Annotated in this window: 15 protein-coding genes; 13 read left to right on the forward strand and 2 right to left on the reverse strand. The window is 44.4% G+C overall.

Annotated elements, in window-relative coordinates:
- The first annotated feature begins 617 nt into the window (after positions 1–617).
- From ACFQ0C_RS20450 to ACFQ0C_RS20460, 3 genes are all read left to right on the forward strand, one after another.
- Positions 618–1,757, forward strand: coding sequence for a VanZ family protein (locus tag ACFQ0C_RS20450; RefSeq protein WP_379369021.1), 1,140 nt, complete (start codon positions 618–620; stop codon positions 1,755–1,757).
- Between the two features lie 95 nt (positions 1,758–1,852).
- Positions 1,853–2,053, forward strand: coding sequence for a copper ion binding protein (locus ACFQ0C_RS20455; protein ID WP_379369023.1), 201 nt, complete (start codon positions 1,853–1,855; stop codon positions 2,051–2,053).
- 148 nt (positions 2,054–2,201) lie between these two features.
- Positions 2,202–2,900, forward strand: a complete 699-nt coding sequence (locus ACFQ0C_RS20460) for a PIG-L deacetylase family protein (RefSeq protein ID WP_379369025.1) — start codon at positions 2,202–2,204, stop codon at positions 2,898–2,900.
- Between the two features lie 55 nt (positions 2,901–2,955).
- On the opposite strand, the gene ant(6) is transcribed toward ACFQ0C_RS20460, so the two are convergent.
- Together ant(6) and ACFQ0C_RS20470 are read right to left on the reverse strand one after the other, a co-directional pair.
- Positions 2,956–3,813: an aminoglycoside 6-adenylyltransferase gene (ant(6), locus tag ACFQ0C_RS20465; protein ID WP_379369027.1), complete on the reverse strand. Its 858-nt coding sequence runs from the start codon at positions 3,811–3,813 to the stop codon at positions 2,956–2,958.
- Between the two features lie 273 nt (positions 3,814–4,086).
- Positions 4,087–5,154 carry a LacI family DNA-binding transcriptional regulator gene (locus tag ACFQ0C_RS20470; RefSeq protein ID WP_379369029.1) on the reverse strand — a complete coding sequence of 356 codons (1,068 nt, stop codon included), beginning with the start codon at positions 5,152–5,154 and terminating at the stop codon, positions 4,087–4,089.
- Positions 5,155–5,601: 447 nt separating this feature from the next.
- Here ACFQ0C_RS20470 and ACFQ0C_RS20475 point away from each other — a divergent pair, with 447 nt between their 5' ends.
- From ACFQ0C_RS20475 to ACFQ0C_RS20520, 10 genes are all read left to right on the forward strand, one after another.
- A complete protein-coding gene (locus ACFQ0C_RS20475) occupies positions 5,602–6,945 on the forward strand; it encodes an ABC transporter substrate-binding protein (RefSeq protein WP_258212133.1) in 1,344 nt (447 codons plus the stop codon).
- A gap of 62 nt (positions 6,946–7,007) precedes the next feature.
- Complete coding sequence (locus tag ACFQ0C_RS20480) at positions 7,008–7,919, forward strand: carbohydrate ABC transporter permease (protein WP_379369384.1); 912 nt, start codon at positions 7,008–7,010, stop codon at positions 7,917–7,919.
- A 1-nt stretch (position 7,920) separates the two neighbouring features.
- A complete protein-coding gene (locus tag ACFQ0C_RS20485) occupies positions 7,921–8,763 on the forward strand; it encodes a carbohydrate ABC transporter permease (RefSeq protein ID WP_258212132.1) in 843 nt (280 codons plus the stop codon).
- Between the two features lie 23 nt (positions 8,764–8,786).
- Positions 8,787–10,277 (forward strand): DUF5605 domain-containing protein, encoded by a 1,491-nt coding sequence (locus ACFQ0C_RS20490; protein ID WP_379369032.1) that lies wholly within the window; start codon positions 8,787–8,789, stop codon positions 10,275–10,277.
- Positions 10,278–10,281: 4 nt separating this feature from the next.
- The gene (locus ACFQ0C_RS20495) at positions 10,282–11,721 is read left to right on the forward strand and encodes an L-fucose/L-arabinose isomerase family protein (protein ID WP_379369034.1); all 1,440 of its coding nucleotides are present in this window, start codon (positions 10,282–10,284) and stop codon (positions 11,719–11,721) included.
- A 55-nt stretch (positions 11,722–11,776) separates the two neighbouring features.
- On the forward strand, positions 11,777–12,616 hold the full coding sequence (locus ACFQ0C_RS20500) for a transketolase (RefSeq protein ID WP_379369036.1): 840 nt from the start codon (positions 11,777–11,779) through the stop codon (positions 12,614–12,616).
- The gene (locus tag ACFQ0C_RS20505) at positions 12,609–13,547 is read left to right on the forward strand and encodes a transketolase family protein (protein WP_379369038.1); all 939 of its coding nucleotides are present in this window, start codon (positions 12,609–12,611) and stop codon (positions 13,545–13,547) included. The genes ACFQ0C_RS20500 and ACFQ0C_RS20505 overlap by 8 nt, the downstream gene beginning before the upstream one ends.
- A gap of 12 nt (positions 13,548–13,559) precedes the next feature.
- Positions 13,560–15,050 carry a glycerol kinase GlpK gene (glpK, locus tag ACFQ0C_RS20510; protein WP_379369041.1) on the forward strand — a complete coding sequence of 497 codons (1,491 nt, stop codon included), beginning with the start codon at positions 13,560–13,562 and terminating at the stop codon, positions 15,048–15,050.
- A gap of 52 nt (positions 15,051–15,102) precedes the next feature.
- Complete coding sequence (locus ACFQ0C_RS20515; protein WP_379369043.1) at positions 15,103–16,560, forward strand: DUF5605 domain-containing protein; 1,458 nt, start codon at positions 15,103–15,105, stop codon at positions 16,558–16,560.
- Entirely contained in the window at positions 16,557–18,002 is a 1,446-nt protein-coding gene (locus ACFQ0C_RS20520; protein WP_379369045.1) for a DUF5060 domain-containing protein, read from the forward strand. The genes ACFQ0C_RS20515 and ACFQ0C_RS20520 overlap by 4 nt, the downstream gene beginning before the upstream one ends.
- Positions 18,003–18,004: the final 2 nt, after the last annotated feature.

Raw genomic sequence — 18,004 nt, forward strand, 5'->3', positions numbered from 1 at the left:
TTTAACACCTAGATTGAGCTTTGCGAGAACACTATTGAGAAATAGGGTGTATGGATTAAAATTTGAGAGATATTGAAAGCGCTTAATTCGACAGCCTGAATTTCTGGAGCTAATTCTATTCATTTACCCTCTTGGTGAGCATATAACTGGAAAATGTACCGCTAAAATAGCTAATATTTAGAATATTGCTTATTTCCGTCGAAACTAACTGGAAGATTTCCTGTTAATTGGATCTAAAGACTTCAAAAGCTTGAATTAACAGGACGTTTTCCATCTAAACATAAAAGGGGTTATATGGCCGTCTGTTTTCATTAAAATGGTGTAGCGCCAATCACTATACTTAAATATTTACAGCACATAATAGAGCCTCCGCGTGGGGTTTGACCGACCGCCTCCATGTAACGCCATAACGCACAATCGGGATTACTTTACTTACTAGCGACTAGCAGTCACCTAGTGGGGATCAGAGCAACAAAAAGAGCCATCCGCTGATCGGATGGTTCTTTTTGTTGCTCCAATTCAATGAGTAGCTCTCATTGCGTTTGCGACATAATTCCCATAAAAAGATGAAATACTTAATAAGAACCTTATATTCCATAATGAGGAGGGAGCAAGTCTTGGGATCTCATCTGTTTCCCATCAAAGCCGCGCTGGTTACATTTCCACTAATTGCGCTGCTGCTGACCGTCCCTTTCTTAATATACAATTACCGATGTTATGGTTACGTGAATGTGTTCCGGATGATTCTCATGTATTCTTTCGTATTATTTATGATAACAGCCTACTATTTAGTCATTCTGCCTTTGCCTGAAACAAGAGATACGTGTTCGCAGCAGTTGCCTGGAACGAAGTATTATACGCTGCTTTTGTTCACATTTGTATTTGATTTTATAAAAGAGACCCACGTCGTCTGGGGGGATCCGTCCACTTATAGTAAGGCATTGCATGAAAGAGCCTTTCAGCAAGTTGTGTTTAACTTTATCCTGCTTCTGCCGCTGGGTGTCTACATACGTTATTATTTTAGAAAAAAGTGGCTGGTTGCTATTGGAGCGGGTTTTGTAGTTTCTTTGTTTTTTGAAGTTACGCAGCTTACGGGTCTATATGGCATATACAACTGCCCTTACCGGATTTTTGACGTGAATGATTTACTATTGAATACTTCCGGCGTGCTAGTCGGTTATTGGATAGCTCCCATGCTGCTATTCCTTTTTCCTCAGAAGGAAGCATTGGACCAAAAAATAGATTTGGGCATCAAGCCTGTAGGATATATTCATCGCTTGCTTGCTTTCTTGATCGACGTTTGGTTGGTTATGTGGATCGTTGTATTTATATCGCTGCCGCAATTCAGACCGGGTAAATTGGCTTTGCTTCTGGAATGTCCTCTTACGATGTTGGTTGTGGTTCTAGGCTACTTTATTGTTCTGCCATATATAACAAATGGACGCACGTTCGGATTATGGCTGCTGCAGCTTCGTATATCTGGCAGTCAACCGCAGCTGCGGTTCAAGGAGATTATCCTACGCAACGGTTCGCTGTTTTATGGATACGGTGGACTCAGCTATCTTATTGTTAGCGCGGCGATAACCGAGATGGCGATGAATCGTTATGCTGCCTATATTTTATTTCTATGCTTTGCTATAGTGCAGATTGTGTTCGTATCTCATTTTGTGTTGGTTGTTTTTCGAAGGAAACGGCACTTTTTTTATGAGAGGCTTAGTGAAACGTTTATCGTTCGAACCCTTGGCATAGATGTGTGAAATGGATAATATTAATTGATTATGAACATATAGATCTTGGAGTTAATGGATGTTTTGTATTAGTATTGCGTACGAATTAATAGGAGGAATCCACCGTGCAAAATATAACTCTAAAAGTAGCGGGGATGACATGCAGCCATTGCGCACAATCGGTTGAAGGAGCTGTTAAGCAAGTAGGGGCTTCCGCAAAAGTAGATCTTCACCGTAATTCGGTCACGGTTGCCTTTGATGAGAGTAAGCTATCACTGGAAACCATTAAAGAAGCAATCGAAGACCAAGGCTATGATGTCAAATAATATTTGAGTGAGTAAAACATATCATAAGTTAAGCTGACTTTCTTAGGAAGTCAGCTTTTTCTTGGTCGGACACTTTTAGGTGAAGGATGATGTAATATCGATCGACAGTATGCTACTATTAGGAAAACCTCGTAAGGAGACGAATCCATTGACACCTACCATCGGTTTTATTTATGCGCATCCAGATGATGAAACCTTTCTAAGTGCTTGTTTGATAAAGCAGCTTGTCCATGAAGGAGAGCAGCCGGTTCTTCTGCTAGCCACCAAAGGTGACGCGGGTAAGAAGAATGGTGATGTCTCTCGTTTGTCTAATGAGGAGCTCGCTGCATTGCGTGTTCAGGAAATGGAGGATGCTGCTCAAATATTAGGATTGACGGTTATTGAGCATTTGGGTCACCCGGACGGTAAATTGAATCAAGTGAACGAGACCCTCTTCATCGAACAAGTAGCTGAATTTATTAATAAATATCAGCTCAAGGTTATATTCAGCTTCCCGGAGGACGGCGGCAACTTTCATCCCGATCATATGGCTATTTCGAAAATGGCTACTTTAGCGGTACTCAGCGGTAAATGCCCATCTGTGCAAAAGTTATATTACTGCATCTCCAATACATTGCTTCAGCAAGGGCGTGAGCCTTCAATCAGCGTTGACACAATGCCTCAATGGGAAATAAAAGCAAAAGCATTACGGGCACACGCCTCACAAATATTGGCTATCGAACGTTACTTTGGTGATTTATCCTCATGTCCTGAGAACCGAAGATACGAATCATTTGTATTAGGGTGGGAAAGAGGAGTGCTGTGGCCGCAAAAGCGGGAATTGTCCGTGTTGGACGATTTAATCTGAAAGTAAATGCTGGGAATTCAATTGGCAAATATGATCTTCTGAATGAATGGCTATGTTAAGCCTTATAGGAATTATAAATATTTTCAGTATACTTAGTGATGGTTTCATCATAAACGGGATACTGAAATCCGAGGCTTTCTGCCACAGCTTTAGAGTATTTTCTGAATAATTTATAACAAGTTAATAGAGACTGCCACATGTTTGGGTAGCCATTCTCAGAATAAGTTAATAGCAAATCTTCCCAATCTTCATTTGGAAGGTAACGATCTATAAATTTATAGTTTTTTCCCACACTAAAGGAATAGCCTTGCTCTGATCCGATTTGCCAAGCCATCATTCTTAGCAAATTGGGTCGGGCAATCTCATTTAAGTGGTCAATAGCAAAGAGGATTTCTTTTCTCGCTAATCCTTTTACTACGTAAGTTGAAACCATCCAAAATTCATTACAACAATCATTGAATTCTCTTGCAGTTGGCTTTTTGATCCAATATTGACGGTCGTCTGCGATCACTTCGTTTTTCATTAGAGCGTCCTTATCGAGCAAGACTTCAACTAAACCGTCACAATCGGTGAAATAATCCTCTACCTCATTAATTGGAATAAGTGTCAGGTCTAATTTATTGCCATCTTCAAATAGAATTATATAGGAAAACCAATTCCCTAATTCTGACGGAAAAAGCTCCATATCCTCCGGTTTTTGCATCATAGAACGACTCCCGAAAATATGGAGCCATTGATCGTTTTCCTTGAAAGAATCCATATCTGTCACAAAATAAGAAATATCAAAATCTTGGTATGTATCAGGGATAATATTTTTGTTTGTACGTGATCCTTCCAAAGTTACCAATCGGATTCTATTATCGTTCATAGCAAAATCTACAAGCATATTCATCATTTCTTTCTCGTTTCTCAATGTGATAGTCCTCCATTCTAACCTTTGTCTTTGTGAAATTTAAAATAGGGCGGTTACAGTTGTTGTGTTTTTCATGCTCCTTGCTGTCTAAGTAACGGAACCGAGCCAAATAATGTTGCAAATACTTGTTTGCAGCACCATTAAAACGGTGAATCCAACGTTGAATATCAGTCGTGTATTTTAACAAAGTCAAATAAATAAAAGCTTGGCGGATATTCATTCCGTCAAGCTTTTTTCATGGTATGACCTTGTGGTGTTGAATGAAATTCGGTCTCAAAGACTAGGCAATGCTGGCTGAGCTTCAGCAGGCGCACCTACAGCTCGGCAGGATTGGCGTACAACCAATTGCGTATCGATGAACGATTTCATTTTAACCGTGTCCCCGTTTTCAATCATATCGAACAGCTTCGTTACAGCAAGCTCCGCTATTTTACCTTTTTCTACGTGAACGGTAGTTAATTCCGGTGTGATAATCGTCGATTCCTGAATATTATCGAAGCCGATTATGGAGATGTCCTGAGGGACACGGATTCCTAGTTCAATTAATGATTTGATAGTACTGATTGCTATATAGTCGCATTCGCAAAAGAGGGCGGTCGGAAGAGGAGTCTTCAGCGCCTTTATTTTCTGCATAAATTCATCCTGAGAGGACACTATGGTGGGAGCAACCGAGAAGAAGTGCTCGTCATCTACTGACAAGTGTTCCTCTGCCAACGCTTGCAAAAAGCCTTTCTTGCGGGAGTTGAAGTTGTACATGCGGGAATGCGACTGTACATACCCGATTTGCCGATGTCCAAGGTCGAGCAGATGACGTCCTGCTTGGTATGCACCCATTACGTTGTTCATGACGATGAAATTTGCATTGAATGTTTCCAGACATGTATCCAGGACAACCAAATTAATCTGTTTCTGGGCAATGAGCCGGATCTGCTCCTGGGTGAGATTCGTGCCTAGCAGAATAATCCCATTGGATTCATGCTCGGTTTCCATAGTATCGATGGCATCTTCAAGATTGTCGGTCTGGATTGAGGAGAAGAAGAGTGAGTAGCCGCGTGCGCGGCATTGTTCTTCAATATCATGAATTAACTCCATGAAAAACGGCTGCTTGTAATATTGCTCAAGTACGATCCCGGAATTGGTGCAAGCGACGAAACGAAGCGTTTTGGTCAGTCCATATACTTTGTCGGCTTTAATCATCGATCTTGGTAAATAACCACTTTCCTTAACAATCTTCAATATTTTAAAGCGGGTTTCCTCGCTAATACCCGGCTTGCCGCTAAGCGCCAAGGAAACAGCTGATTTAGAAACGTTGGCTAACTTCGCAATATCCTCCATCTTCATGATGCAAGTACACTCCTTTACCAAACACAAGATAAACGTACTAAACATATTTAGTTTACTATGGCCTTGTCTATTATTCAAGCGGATGTAAGCAAAATGAATGAATACACCCTAAATGACTGGAAACATGCGTCAATAGACCAGTTTTATAGGGGGATGAGATTAGTGAAAAGTAGATTAGTTTAGTTAAAATACAGTTTTTTATAAATTAATTTACTAAACTTGTTGACGTCTTCTGAATCATGATGATATGATTTAAACGAGCAATGAGCCTAAGTCTAAAGGTAATTGCATGGCGAAAACTATCGATTTTACATGAAAAAAGGGCGATTATGTTTTTCGGGGGGGGGTAATTTCGGCAGACGATGATAGCGTTTACATATTTTCATCATAATCAAAATGACAAATAAACAATTTTAGTAAACTAAATTATAGGAGGTTATTGCTATGAAAATGAACAAGAACTGGTCCTTGCTCGTTACATTTGCAACCGTAGCATCCATGTTGGCTGCTTGTACGCCTGGTGGAGGCGGATCATCACCGGCAGCAAGCACACCTGCTCCTGGCGGTGCGTCAGCGACCACTACTACACCGGCAGCAAGCAATCAGAAGGTCGAGCTTCGTATGACATGGTGGGGGTCGCAGGTGAGGCACGACGCTACCCTCAAAGTCATCGAGCTGTTCGAGAAGAAAAATCCTACTATCAAAATTAACGGAGAATACTTGGGAAGCGATGGGTACTGGGATAAATTAAATACACAAATCGCCGGAGGTAATGCTCCTGATTTAATCCAGCTAGGAAATAACTATCCGGACTATGTGGCGCGCAATGCACTTTTGGATATTAACCCTTACCTGGGCAAAGAAATTAATGTAGCTGATTTCGATAAAGCAACTGTCGAATCGGGAGCTATGGATGGGAAGTTATATGGAATTAATTTAGGCTCTAACGCATTTGGTATTGCTTATAATACAGAGCTGATTAAAAAATCGGGCTTGCAGCCTCCAACAGGCAACTGGACCTGGGATGAATTTGGCAAGTATGCTCAGGATCTTACGAAGGCATTGGGGAAAGGCTTTTATGGCGCTGTTGATGAATCGAAAGTTCCTTTGTACTTGAATTATATGGCAAGGCAAAGCAACAAGACGCTTTATAAGGATGGTAAGGTAGGGCTCGGCAAAGAAGAAATCGCCAAATGGTTTACTACCTGGGATAACTACCGCAAGCAGGGCAGCACGCCTCCCGCGGAAATTACTACCGCTTACACGGAAAATCCGGATAACTCAACCTTTGTAGAAGGAAAAACAGTAATGCATTTGATTTGGTCCAACCAAGTGAATGCTTACCAAAAAAGCATGAAGGATGAAATTAACATTGTGCTTCCACCGAACGGAGGAGCAGGTGCAGCGCAAGGTCTATGGCTGCAGCCGAGCCAATTCATGTCGGTGAATGCCAAGACCAAAAATCCGAAGGAAGCGGCTATGTTTATTAGCTTCATGGTTAACGACCCAGAAGCTACCATGATTCTGGGAAGTGAGCGCGGTGTACCAGGCTCGTCCAAGGTTCGTGAAGCGTTGAAAGCGCAAGCAACGCCTGTGGACAAGAAAGTATATGACTACATCGATCTGGCTGCTAAAAATTCACGGGTTTTGGACCGGGAAATTCCTAACGGCAAAGAATTCGAAACAACCATAGTGAACTTAAGTCAAAAAATCCTTTTTGGCAAAGAAACTGTCCCAAATGCTGCCCAAGAGCTGTTAAATGCTGCTGAGAAGGTTATCAAAAAGTAAGACGAACAGAAAGGGTTGTGCTTATGAACCGAATAGCATTGGAGAACAAGCGTACATCCAGAATGACGTTAGGCATTTACTTAGCCAAGCTTTGGAAGAAAAATGCTGTTGCTTACTTATTTCTGCTGCCTTGGTTTGTTGGTTTGCTTGCCCTGACGATCGGTCCGATGATTAATTCGTTCTATTATTCATTAACCAAGTTTGATGTTATTTCTCCTCCCAAGTATATCGGATTTGAAAACTACAAAACGATGTTCACTGGAGATCCAAGATTTTTTGCTTCATTAAAAGTGACCATTATCTATGTTTTTACCTCGGTGCCTTTGAAGCTGACGGCCGCATTAATGATTGCTACGCTCATGAATCGGGGATTGCGAGGGGTAAGCCTTTACAGGACGCTGTATTATTTGCCAACTCTTCTTGGTGGAAGTGTGGCAATTGCAGTACTGTGGCGCAAAATTTTCGGAGGCTCCGGTGTTGTAAATCAGTTTCTGCTTAATTTCGGCATACATGCTCCGGACTGGGTTGCTAATCCCGACTATGCCTTATATTCCATTGTGGCGCTGTCCGTATGGCAGTTTGGCTCGTCTATGATCATTTTTTTGGCAGGGCTTAAACAAATTCCGCAAGATTATTACGAGGCATCTCAAGTGGACGGTGCCAGCAAAATCAAGCAATTTTTCCATATCACCATTCCGCTGCTAACGCCTGTTATTTTCTTTAATTTAGTTATTCAATTGATAGGCGCTTTCCAGGCCTTTACTCAATCCTTCATTATAAGCGGAGGTACAGGAGGTCCTATGGATTCGACCCTGTTCTACACCTTGTACCTGTACATGAAAGGCTTCTCATTCTATGAGATGGGCTATGCATCGGCAATGGCTTGGGTACTGTTAGTTATTATAGGCATATTTACGGCCATCATTTTCGGTTCATCCAGATATTGGGTACATTATGCGGACGGGGGGAAGTAAGATGGCGCAGGCAAAAGGAGTCAATCGGCTGCTGCTTCATGTCTTGATCCTTGGAGTCGGGATGTTCATGTTGTACCCTATTATGTGGCTGGTTTCCAGCTCCTTCAAACCATCGAATCTGATATTCAGCGATTTGAGCCTTTGGCCCAAGGAAGTGACATTGGATAACTATTTGAAAGGCTGGTCGGGTATTGCACGAGTCAAGTTCTCAACCTTTTTCACGAATTCCTTTATCGTCTCTGCATTTTGTGTTGCTGGAAATTTGTTGTCCTGCTCAATGGCTGCCTACTCGTTCGGCCGGTTGGATTTTTCCTGGAAAAAGGTTTGGTTTGCTCTGATGCTGGTAACGATCATGCTGCCTCATCATGTCACGATCATACCTCAGTACATTTTATTTAAACAACTGAATTGGATTGATACGTATTATCCGTTGACTATTCCAAAGTGGCTTGCTACAGACGCGTTTTTCATTTTTCTAATGGTTCAATTTATTCGGGGATTGCCTAAAGAGCTGGATGAATCGGCAACTATTGACGGCTGCGGTAAAGCGCAGATTTACTGGCGGATTATTTTGCCGCTGGCGGTTCCGGCCCTCATTACGACGGCTATCTTCACCTTTATATGGACTTGGGATGACTTCTTCAGTCAACTGCTTTATATCAATACTGCCAAGCTTTATACGATTCCACTCGGGTTGAGGTTATTTATGGATTCATCGGGTGACTCGGCATGGGGCGTTATGTTTGCCATGTCTGTCCTGTCTTTAATACCAAGCTTAGTTATTTTCTTCAGCTGTCAGAAATATTTTGTCGAAGGAATTTCGACCTCAGGAATAAAAGGATAAATATAGATAAGGAGTGATTTTCAATGAGGGAAGCCATACAGAATGTTAATGAAGTAGAGCGTTGGGGATTATTTGAGCTTTCATTAAGAGGATCGGTTGAAGGGAATCCGTTCCAGGACGTTCAATTGGCAGCACAGTTTCAGCATAAACACCGGATCGTAAAAGTGGAAGGCTTCTATGACGGAAATGATATGTATAAGATTCGATTCATGCCTGATACCGAAGGAGTATGGACCTACTCAGTTAGCAGCAGCTCTGCTGAGCTTGATGGCGCGGCAGGAAGCTTCTCCTGTAAACCTGCTTCTTCCGGGAATCACGGTCCGGTGCGGATTAGGGATGCTTCCCACTTCGTATATGAGGATGGGACGGCCTACCGGCCTTTCGGCACTACCTGCTATGCATGGACTCATCAGGACGAGGAGTTGCAGCAGCAAACGTTGCAATCCTTAAGCGCCTCGCCATTTAACAAAATCCGGATGTGTGTATTTCCGAAAAATTACAGCTTCAATCTGAATGAGCCGGATTGTTTTCCGTTTGCTGGTTCTAGCGCCGAAGGTTTCGATTGGACTCGCTTTAACCCCGATTACTTTGCCAACCTGGAGCAAAAAATTACGGAGCTGCAGCAGCTAGGGATCGAAGCGGATTTAATTCTTTTTCATCCTTACGATAAAGGCCGTTGGGGATTTGACCGTATGGATGCGGAGACGGATGCATATTATTTGCGGTATATCATAGCCCGACTTGGAGCCTTCCGTAATATTTGGTGGTCCTTGGCGAATGAATTTGATTTTATGACGGAGAAAACAATGGATGACTGGGATCGTTCTTTCCGCATTGTACAGGAAAGTGACCCTTACCAGCACCTGAGATCGATACATAATGGTACGAAAATGTATGATCCCACAACGCTGATCGTCTACGATCACACCAAACCATGGGTAACGCATGTGAGCATGCAGTATTGGGAGCTAACCCCGACGAATACATGGCGCAAGTTATACGGCAAACCTGTTGTGGTTGATGAATGCTGCTATGAGGGCAATTTGCCGCAGCGCTGGGGGAATATTACCGGAGAGGATATGACGGCACGTTTCTGGGACGGATTTACCCGTGGCGGGTATGTCGGGCATGGAGAAACCTTTTTGCATCCAGATGAGGTGGTCTGGTGGTCCAAGGGTGGGCTGTTGTATGGGGAGAGCCCTGCACGAATTGCCTTTCTGCAGGAAATTCTTAATGAAGCTCCGGATTGTACGGAGCCGATTGACAGGCTGCGGGATGCACCGACTATTGGAGTTGAGGGAGAGTATTACCTCCAGTATTTTGGTATCCATCGTCCAGCTTACCGCGAACTCCCGCTGCCGGAAAATCGCAGCTTTCAGATTGATGTAATCGATACTTGGCGTATGACGGTCACTTCGCTGGAAGGAACCTTTAGCGGTATGACACGCATTGATATGCCGGGAACGCCTTATATTGCAATTAGAGCACGTGCAACAGAACAAGGGGAGGTTTGAAGCGATGGGAAAGCTAAAGCTCGGCTATGCGCCGACTAGACGATTTGTTTTCAGTGCAGAGGATGCATTTAAGTATAAGGTGCTAATTCGTGAAAAAATGGATAGCTTTGGGCTCGACATTGATATCGTTGATTTGGAAGGCTTGAACAAGGAGGGGCTGCTCTACGACGATTTGTATAATGCAGAAGAAATTGTCAAGCATTTTGCGCATCATGAGGTGGATGCCGTATTCTTCCCTCACTGTAATTTTGGAACGGAGGACATGGTCGGCCGTGTCGCCAAAGCGTTAGGAAAGCCGGTTCTTCTCTGGGGACCGCGAGATGAAGCGCCTCTGGAAGATGGCACGCGCTTGCGCGATACGCAGTGTGGATTGTTCGCTACCGGCAAGGTGCTCCGCCGTTTTAATGTGCCTTTTACTTATATCACAAACAGCCGCGTTGATGATCCCGTGTTTGAACGAGGCTTCCGTAACTTTGTAGCGGCTGCCAATGTAGTGAAGGAATTCCGCCGACTGCGCATTTTACAAATTGCTCCAAGACCCGCTTCTTTTTGGACCATGATGTGTAATGAAGGGGAACTTTTGGAAAAGTTCGGTATCGAAATTTACCCGATTACGTTGGAAGATATCAAGACGGCTGCGAAAAAGGTTGGTGCCAAAGGCGGACCTGAATTTGATGAAGCTGTTAACTATATAAAGGAGCATCTGGATTACTCGGAGGTTGGGGAAGAAGCCGTTAACAAAATTGCGGCGCTCAAAGTTGCGATGAAGCAATATGCCGAGAAAACGGCAAGTACTGCCATTGCCATTCAATGCTGGTCTTCGCTGCAGGATGCGATGGGCATCATGCCATGTTTAGCTAACGCGATTCTGACGGATGAGCAGATTCCGGTTACCTGCGAAACGGATATTCATGGTGCTATCACCTCTATCATGGTGCAAGCTGCGTCACTGAATACGAAGCCGACTTTCTTCGCTGATTTGACAATTCGTCATCCGGAAAATCCGAACGGCGAGCTGCTGTTCCATTGCGGGAATTTCCCGGTTTCATTAAGCGTAGAAGAAAAGCCTCAGCTGCGTAAGCATTTCCTGTTCGACGATCATTCACCAGGGACTCATGAAGGTGAGATACGCGGTGGGGAGATGACACTTGCCCGCTTTGACGGGGATCACGGGGAATATTCGATTTTTCTAGGCCGTGCCAAAGGCATCCAGGGACCTTATACAAGAGGCTCCTATGTTTGGGTTGAAGTTAATGATTGGCCATTATGGGAGGAAAAGCTGGTTAAAGGCCCTTATGTGCATCATTCCGTTGGTATTCATCAGGATGTCATTCCAGCCCTATATGAAGCCTGTACTTACATTCCAGGGCTTAAACCCGATCCTGTAGACCCGACGGAAAGTGAAATTCAAGCATGGCTAAGGGGGAAGGATTGGCAACGTTAAAACATTCTAGAGAGAAGCTCTGACAATAGAGCATTTAGATTAGGAGGAACCAGAGATGAACACTCATGCGAATGAGCTTAAACGTAAGGCTGCACAAATCAGAATGGACTTATTGCAAATGATACATCATGCGAAGACCGGCCATACAGGCTCTTCACTAAGCAATACCGACATACTGACCACTTTGTACTACGATGTAATGAAGCTGGATGTGAACAATCCCAAGTGGGTGGAACGAGATCGCTTTATTGCGAGTAAAGGTCATGCGGTGGAATCGCTATATTGCATACTGGCGGACAAAGGCTTCTTTCCGAAGGAAGAGCTGCAAACGTTCAGCCAATTTGGTTCGCGTTTAATCGGGCATCCGAATAACAAAATCCCTGGTGTCGAGATGAATACAGGTGCGCTTGGTCATGGTCTTTCTGTGGCTGTAGGCATGGGGCTTGCCGGGAAGATGGACGGTAAAAGCTATCGTGTATTCACATTAATGGGTGACGGAGAGCAAGCAGAGGGATCGATATGGGAAGCGGCGATGGCCGCCTCCCATTATAAGCTGGACAATGTTGTTGGTATCATTGACCGTAATAAGCTGCAAATTAGCGGCAGCACCGAAGATGTGATGGGGCTGGAGCCCTTGGAAGATAAATGGAGCAGCTTCGGTTGGCATGTTGTTCCTGTGAACGGTAACGATGTTGTTGAATTATCCGCTGCACTTCATTCAGCACCCGAAGTGTCCGGCAAGCCGACCTTGCTGATGGCCTATACAACAAAAGGAAAAGGTGTTTCCTTCGCAGAGAATGTTCCGCACTGGCACCATCATGTACCTAGTGACGCAGAGTTGGCTCAGGCTATTGAGGAATTATCGAAGGAAGCGCAGGTGATCATTCATGAATAAAATCGCCAACCGTCAAGTTCTTTGCGATACGTTGTTGGATTTAGCCAAAGAAGACAGCAGCATCCTGGTGCTGGCCAGTGATTCGAGAGGCTCGGCATCGATGCTGCCGTTTGTTAAGGAGCTACCGGAGCAATTCGTTGAAACAGGTATTGCTGAACAGAATATCGTTGGTATTGCAGCAGGCTTGGCTTCTTGCGGGAAAAAACCGTGGGTTACTTCACCGGCTTGCTTTCTAAGCATGCGTGCCATAGAGCAGGTTAAAGTAGATGTGGCTTATTCGGCCACTAATGTGAAACTTGTTGGCATCAGCGGAGGTGTAAGCTATGGTGCATTAGGAATGTCTCATCATTCCTTGCAGGACATAGCCGTTACTAGAGCAATCCCCGGCTTAACGGTTATATTGCCGGCAGACCGGCATGAGACGAAACGGATGACGGAAGCTCTGGTTGGGCATGAAGGTGGCGTCTATGTGCGAATCGGTCGAAATCCGGTCAGAGATGTATACCCGTCTGACGATTATCCGTTCGAAATTGGAAAAGCGGTCACTCTACGCGAGGGAACTGACCTTACGATTATAGCCGCAGGTGAAACGGTCCGAGTTGCACTGGATACAGCAGATGCATTGGAGCAGGATGGAATTCACTGCAGAGTGCTCAACATGCACACGATCAAGCCGTTGGACAATGAAGCGATTATTCGTGCTGCTGTTGAAACGGGCCATATCATTACTGTGGAGGAACACAGTATCCATGGGGGGCTTGGAGCCGCCGTAGCTGAGGTCATTATCCAAAGTCATCCGGTTCCGATGCGTATCGTTGGGATTCCGGATGAACCGGCCATCACTGGAAATTCAAGTGAAGTTTTTAATCATTATGGATTAAATGTAGAAAATATCCGCTCCATTGCTAATACCATGACAAGGTCATCGTGAGGAGCAGTCAATATGGAAACCAGTTATATTTTGGCAGTGGACCAGAGTACTTCCGGAACAAAAGCATTATTGATCGACAAGCTAGGTCAAATTAAGGGCCGCTACTCCATTGAACATCCACAAATATATCCGAAACCGGGATGGGTGGAGCATGATCCATTAGTCATCTACCGTAATGTAGTCCAAGCGATTCAACAGGTGCTTCGGACTACTGATACATCCCCTGGGCAAGTTGCGGTCATTACAATAACGAATCAAAGGGAAACGGCGGTTGTCTGGGACAAAGAGACCGGGCAGCCGGTATACAACGCCATTGTTTGGCAATGCCGCAGAACCGCGGAGCAATGTGCGGACTTGAAGGCCAAGGGATATGAATCCATAGTGAAGGATAAAACGGGACTCGTGCTGGACCCGTATTTCTCTGCGAGTAAGATTCGCTGGATTCTTGAACATATGGAGAGCGATACCGTGAACAATGGCGGACAAAATCAACTGCTGGCAGGCACAATAGATAGCTGGTTGATCTGGAAGCTGACTGGTGGTGCGGTGCACGCTACCGACTATACGAATGCAAGCCGGACTTCACTGTTTAACATTCACACCTTACAGTGGGATTCGGAATTAATCGAGATGTTCGGAGTTGATCGTGTAACCTTGCCGGAAGTTAAATCGAGTAATGACTTATTTGGCTATACTAATGAGCCGGCTTTGTTTTCGGAGCAAATTCCGATCTCAGGGGTTATTGGAGATTCCCAAGCGGCGTTGTTCGGACAGTTATGCCATCGGCCAGGTATGGCTAAAGCAACTTATGGCACCGGTACCTCCGTAATGATGAACATTGGCAGCAAGGCAGCGAAACCGGCTAATGGTTTAGTTACTGCAATTGCATGGGGGATTGACGGCAAAGTCGATTATGCGCTTGAAGGAATTATCCACTGTACAGGAGATTGTTTAAAATGGGTCCGGGATCAATTGGGGTTATTTAACGATTACTCTGAGGCGGAAGCACAAGCTAATGCTCTTCCCGATAACGAGGGCGTTTACTTGATTCCTGCATTTGTTGGTTTAGGAGCTCCTTACTGGGAGCCTAATGCCAAAGCGGCGGTTATTGGTTTGAGCCGAAGCAGCGATAAAAGGCATATTATCCGTGCGGCGTTGGAAAGTATAGCCTATCAAGTACGGGATACAGCGGAACTGATGGTATCCGAATCGGGTATTCGTATTCAAGGACTGCGGGTAGATGGAGGAGCCACTGAAAATCGGTTTCTAATGCAATTTCAAGCGGATATGCTGCAAATAGATGTAGTTAAACCTTCAATTTCAGAGTTATCTGCTGTTGGCTCGGCTTTTCTGGGAGGACTCTGTATTGGAACGTGGAATAACATAGAAGAACTATACGAACTGTTCTCATCTGAGATGGTTTACAGCCATCGGGCGGATGCCAATAGAATTGACGAGTATTACGAGGGATGGAAAAAAGCAGTCCATTCTATCATTTCCTGATTCAATTATTAAATGACTGGATTGGAATTAATAAAAGAAGGTGAAGGCTTCTATGAATAATCTGCATGAGGTTGAGCGATGGGGGACTTTCGAACTTGCTTTGACTTGTACGCATAAAGAAGGAGTTGCTATCGAGAATTATCCACTGGGAAATGCTCTGTTTAGAAAAGGAAGCCGCAAGATAGCAGCTGGATTCTTCCGAGATATCAACGGTATAACACGAGTACGCTTTATGCCTGATGAAGAGGGTGAATGGCATTACGAATTATATGGCGGCTTCATCGACACTATTACGGGCCAATCCAATGGTCGAATTCATTGCACCGCACCTGGCCCTAATAACCATGGACCTGTAGGCGTTGGCGGAAGCAAGCAGGATTTCTGTTATGCTGACGGCACAGCCTTTTTTCCATTTGGTACAGCCTGTTTGCAAGGCTATGCGGGGGATCAAGCTGAGCAAACTTTGTCTGCACTTGCTGGTTCCCCCTTTAACAAGGTCCGATTTTCTATGAGTTCAAGAGGTAATTCAACAGACTTTGCTTCTCTTGAACAAATGATTCTCAAGCTTATGAAGCTTGGTATAGAGGTCGACTTGCTGCTAAACCTTGGGAATGGGGAGTTCGATGAGGCGTTCTCCAATCTCTTCAGCCAAACCATTGCCCGCTTGGCGGCTTACCGCAATGTGTGGTGGTCTTTGCCCACTGAAGGAGACTGTTATAGATTTAACAAGGATGAAGTGCTGCGGCTTGTCCAGCAAAATGATCCATATGGCCATCTACTGACGGTGCATAGCTCGGATCCGTTATTCAATTTTGGACATAAAGCTATCACACATGTGAGCCTGCAGTGCAGTGATCCAAGTCAATTGGCTTATTTTGCGGGACTTCATCATAAACCGATTATTGTTGAAGAATGCGGCTGTGAAGGCGATTGGCCGACCCTGTGGGGAAGCTTGCCAGGTGAAGAGGTGGTCAATCGTATGTGGGCAAGCGCGTGCAGAAAAGGATTTGCAAGTTATGGTGAAATGTATATGCGAGATGGAGAGGGAACATGGCAGACGCATGGAGGCGCTTTAATTGGGTCTACTGTTCCAAGGATTGCATTTCTAAGAAGTATTCTGGAGGATGCACCGGCGGGCTTGCGTTTCATGCCTGAATACTATGATGCGGCAACGATCGGACTTGATGGTGAGTATTATCTTCAATTTTATGGGATCCACCGTTTTCCATCGAAGCAGCTTTTGCTGCCTGACGGAAGTTATGAAATTGATATTATAGATACATGGAACATGACAATAAACACGCTGCCTGGAACTTATAAAGGAGATGTTATCGTCATTCTGCCGTCTCTCATGTATCACGCTTTGCGGGTACGCCGGCTGGATAAGCAGCCATTTTCACAGGAACGGACTTCTAATATTCCATACTTGATCAGAAGTGCCGAAGCAGATGACAATTTTATAAGAAAAGCAGAAAAGCCCGGGGGCAGGAATGGAGGGGAAGCACAATGAGAGATAATGCTGCTTACGCCTCTCCGTATACTGTGGAGCTATGGGGCCGGTTTGAAAGAAGCTTTGAAGGTCCAAAGTCCGGTAATCCTTATGAGGACGTTACGTTTGGAGCTAAGTTCCGTTACCATAACAGGATAGTGGAGGCTGAAGGTTTTTATGATGGGAATGGAATTTATAAGATCCGCTTTATGCCTGATGTAGAGGGACACTGGTCCTACGTAACTTCTAGTAATTGTAAGGAGCTTGATGCTCTAGAAGGGGAATTTGAGGTTATTAGCCCAGCATCCGGGAATCATGGGCCTGTGCATGTCAAGGATAAATATCGGTTTAGATATGCGGATGGTACTGCTTATTTACCTTTCGGTACAACGTTATACCATTGGATACATCATGGAGACGAGGCAGAGGAACAGCTTACACTTGCTATGCTGGCTGCTTCTTCCTTCAATAAAGTTCGCATGTGTATTTTACCGACAGGAGATATGGATCCTTCCATGCTGGCTTTTGCAGGCAGCAGAGCGGAAGGAGTGGATCTACATCGATTTAATCCTGATTTCTTCGCGCATCTTGAGAGGCGGATTGATGATTTACAGAAGTTAGGTATTGAGGCTGATATCATTTTGTTTCATCCTTACGATCAAAATGTGTGGGGCTTCGAAAAACTCGAGCCTGAGGTGGAGGATGCCTATCTAAGATATACTGTGGCGAGACTCGCTTCCTTTAGAAACGTTTGGTGGTCGATTTCAAATGAGTACGATTTCAATATTTATAAATCAACCGAGGATTGGGACCGATTATGCCAAATTGTTCAGGAGTATGATCCGTACGGTCATTTATTATCTATACATAATGGAACCAAGATGTACGATTACAGTCGAACGTCCATGTATGATTATTCCAAGCCTTGGATCACCCATCAAAGTATTCAGCATTGGGAGCCTGCTCTAACATCAAGCTGGTTGAACAAGTGTAATAAACCGGTTGTTATCGATGAATGCTGCTACGAAGGAAACGCGGCTCGAAGATGGGGCAACATTTCTGGGGAGGAAATGTTGCGTCGATTCTGGGAATGCATGGTAAGGGGCGGCTATGCTGCTCACGGAGAAGTGTTTGAAGATCGCAGCTCCTGGATATCTCGCGGTGGTAATCTGGTTGGCGAAAGTCCGCAGCGGATTTCTTTTCTAAGGAGCCTCATGGAGCAAGGGCAGGCTGACTTGTGGAAGGATGAAGCTGACCGAAGCTGTTATTGGTTATATTTTGGCATAAGCCGTCCTGCATTCTGGGAATTGGATTTATCGAATGAACGAGATTATAACGTGGATCTTATAGATACATGGGAAATGACTGTTGAACGGCTGCCTGGAACATACAGGGGATCTTGCAAAGTTCTTTTGAACAGTAAATCGTATGTAGCGCTTCGAATTACTACAGCCGAGCTATAGCA

It is taken from the genome of Paenibacillus sp. GCM10027630, assembly GCF_042676305.1.
In the GTDB taxonomy this organism is placed as follows: Bacteria; Bacillota; Bacilli; order Paenibacillales; family NBRC-103111; genus Paenibacillus_S.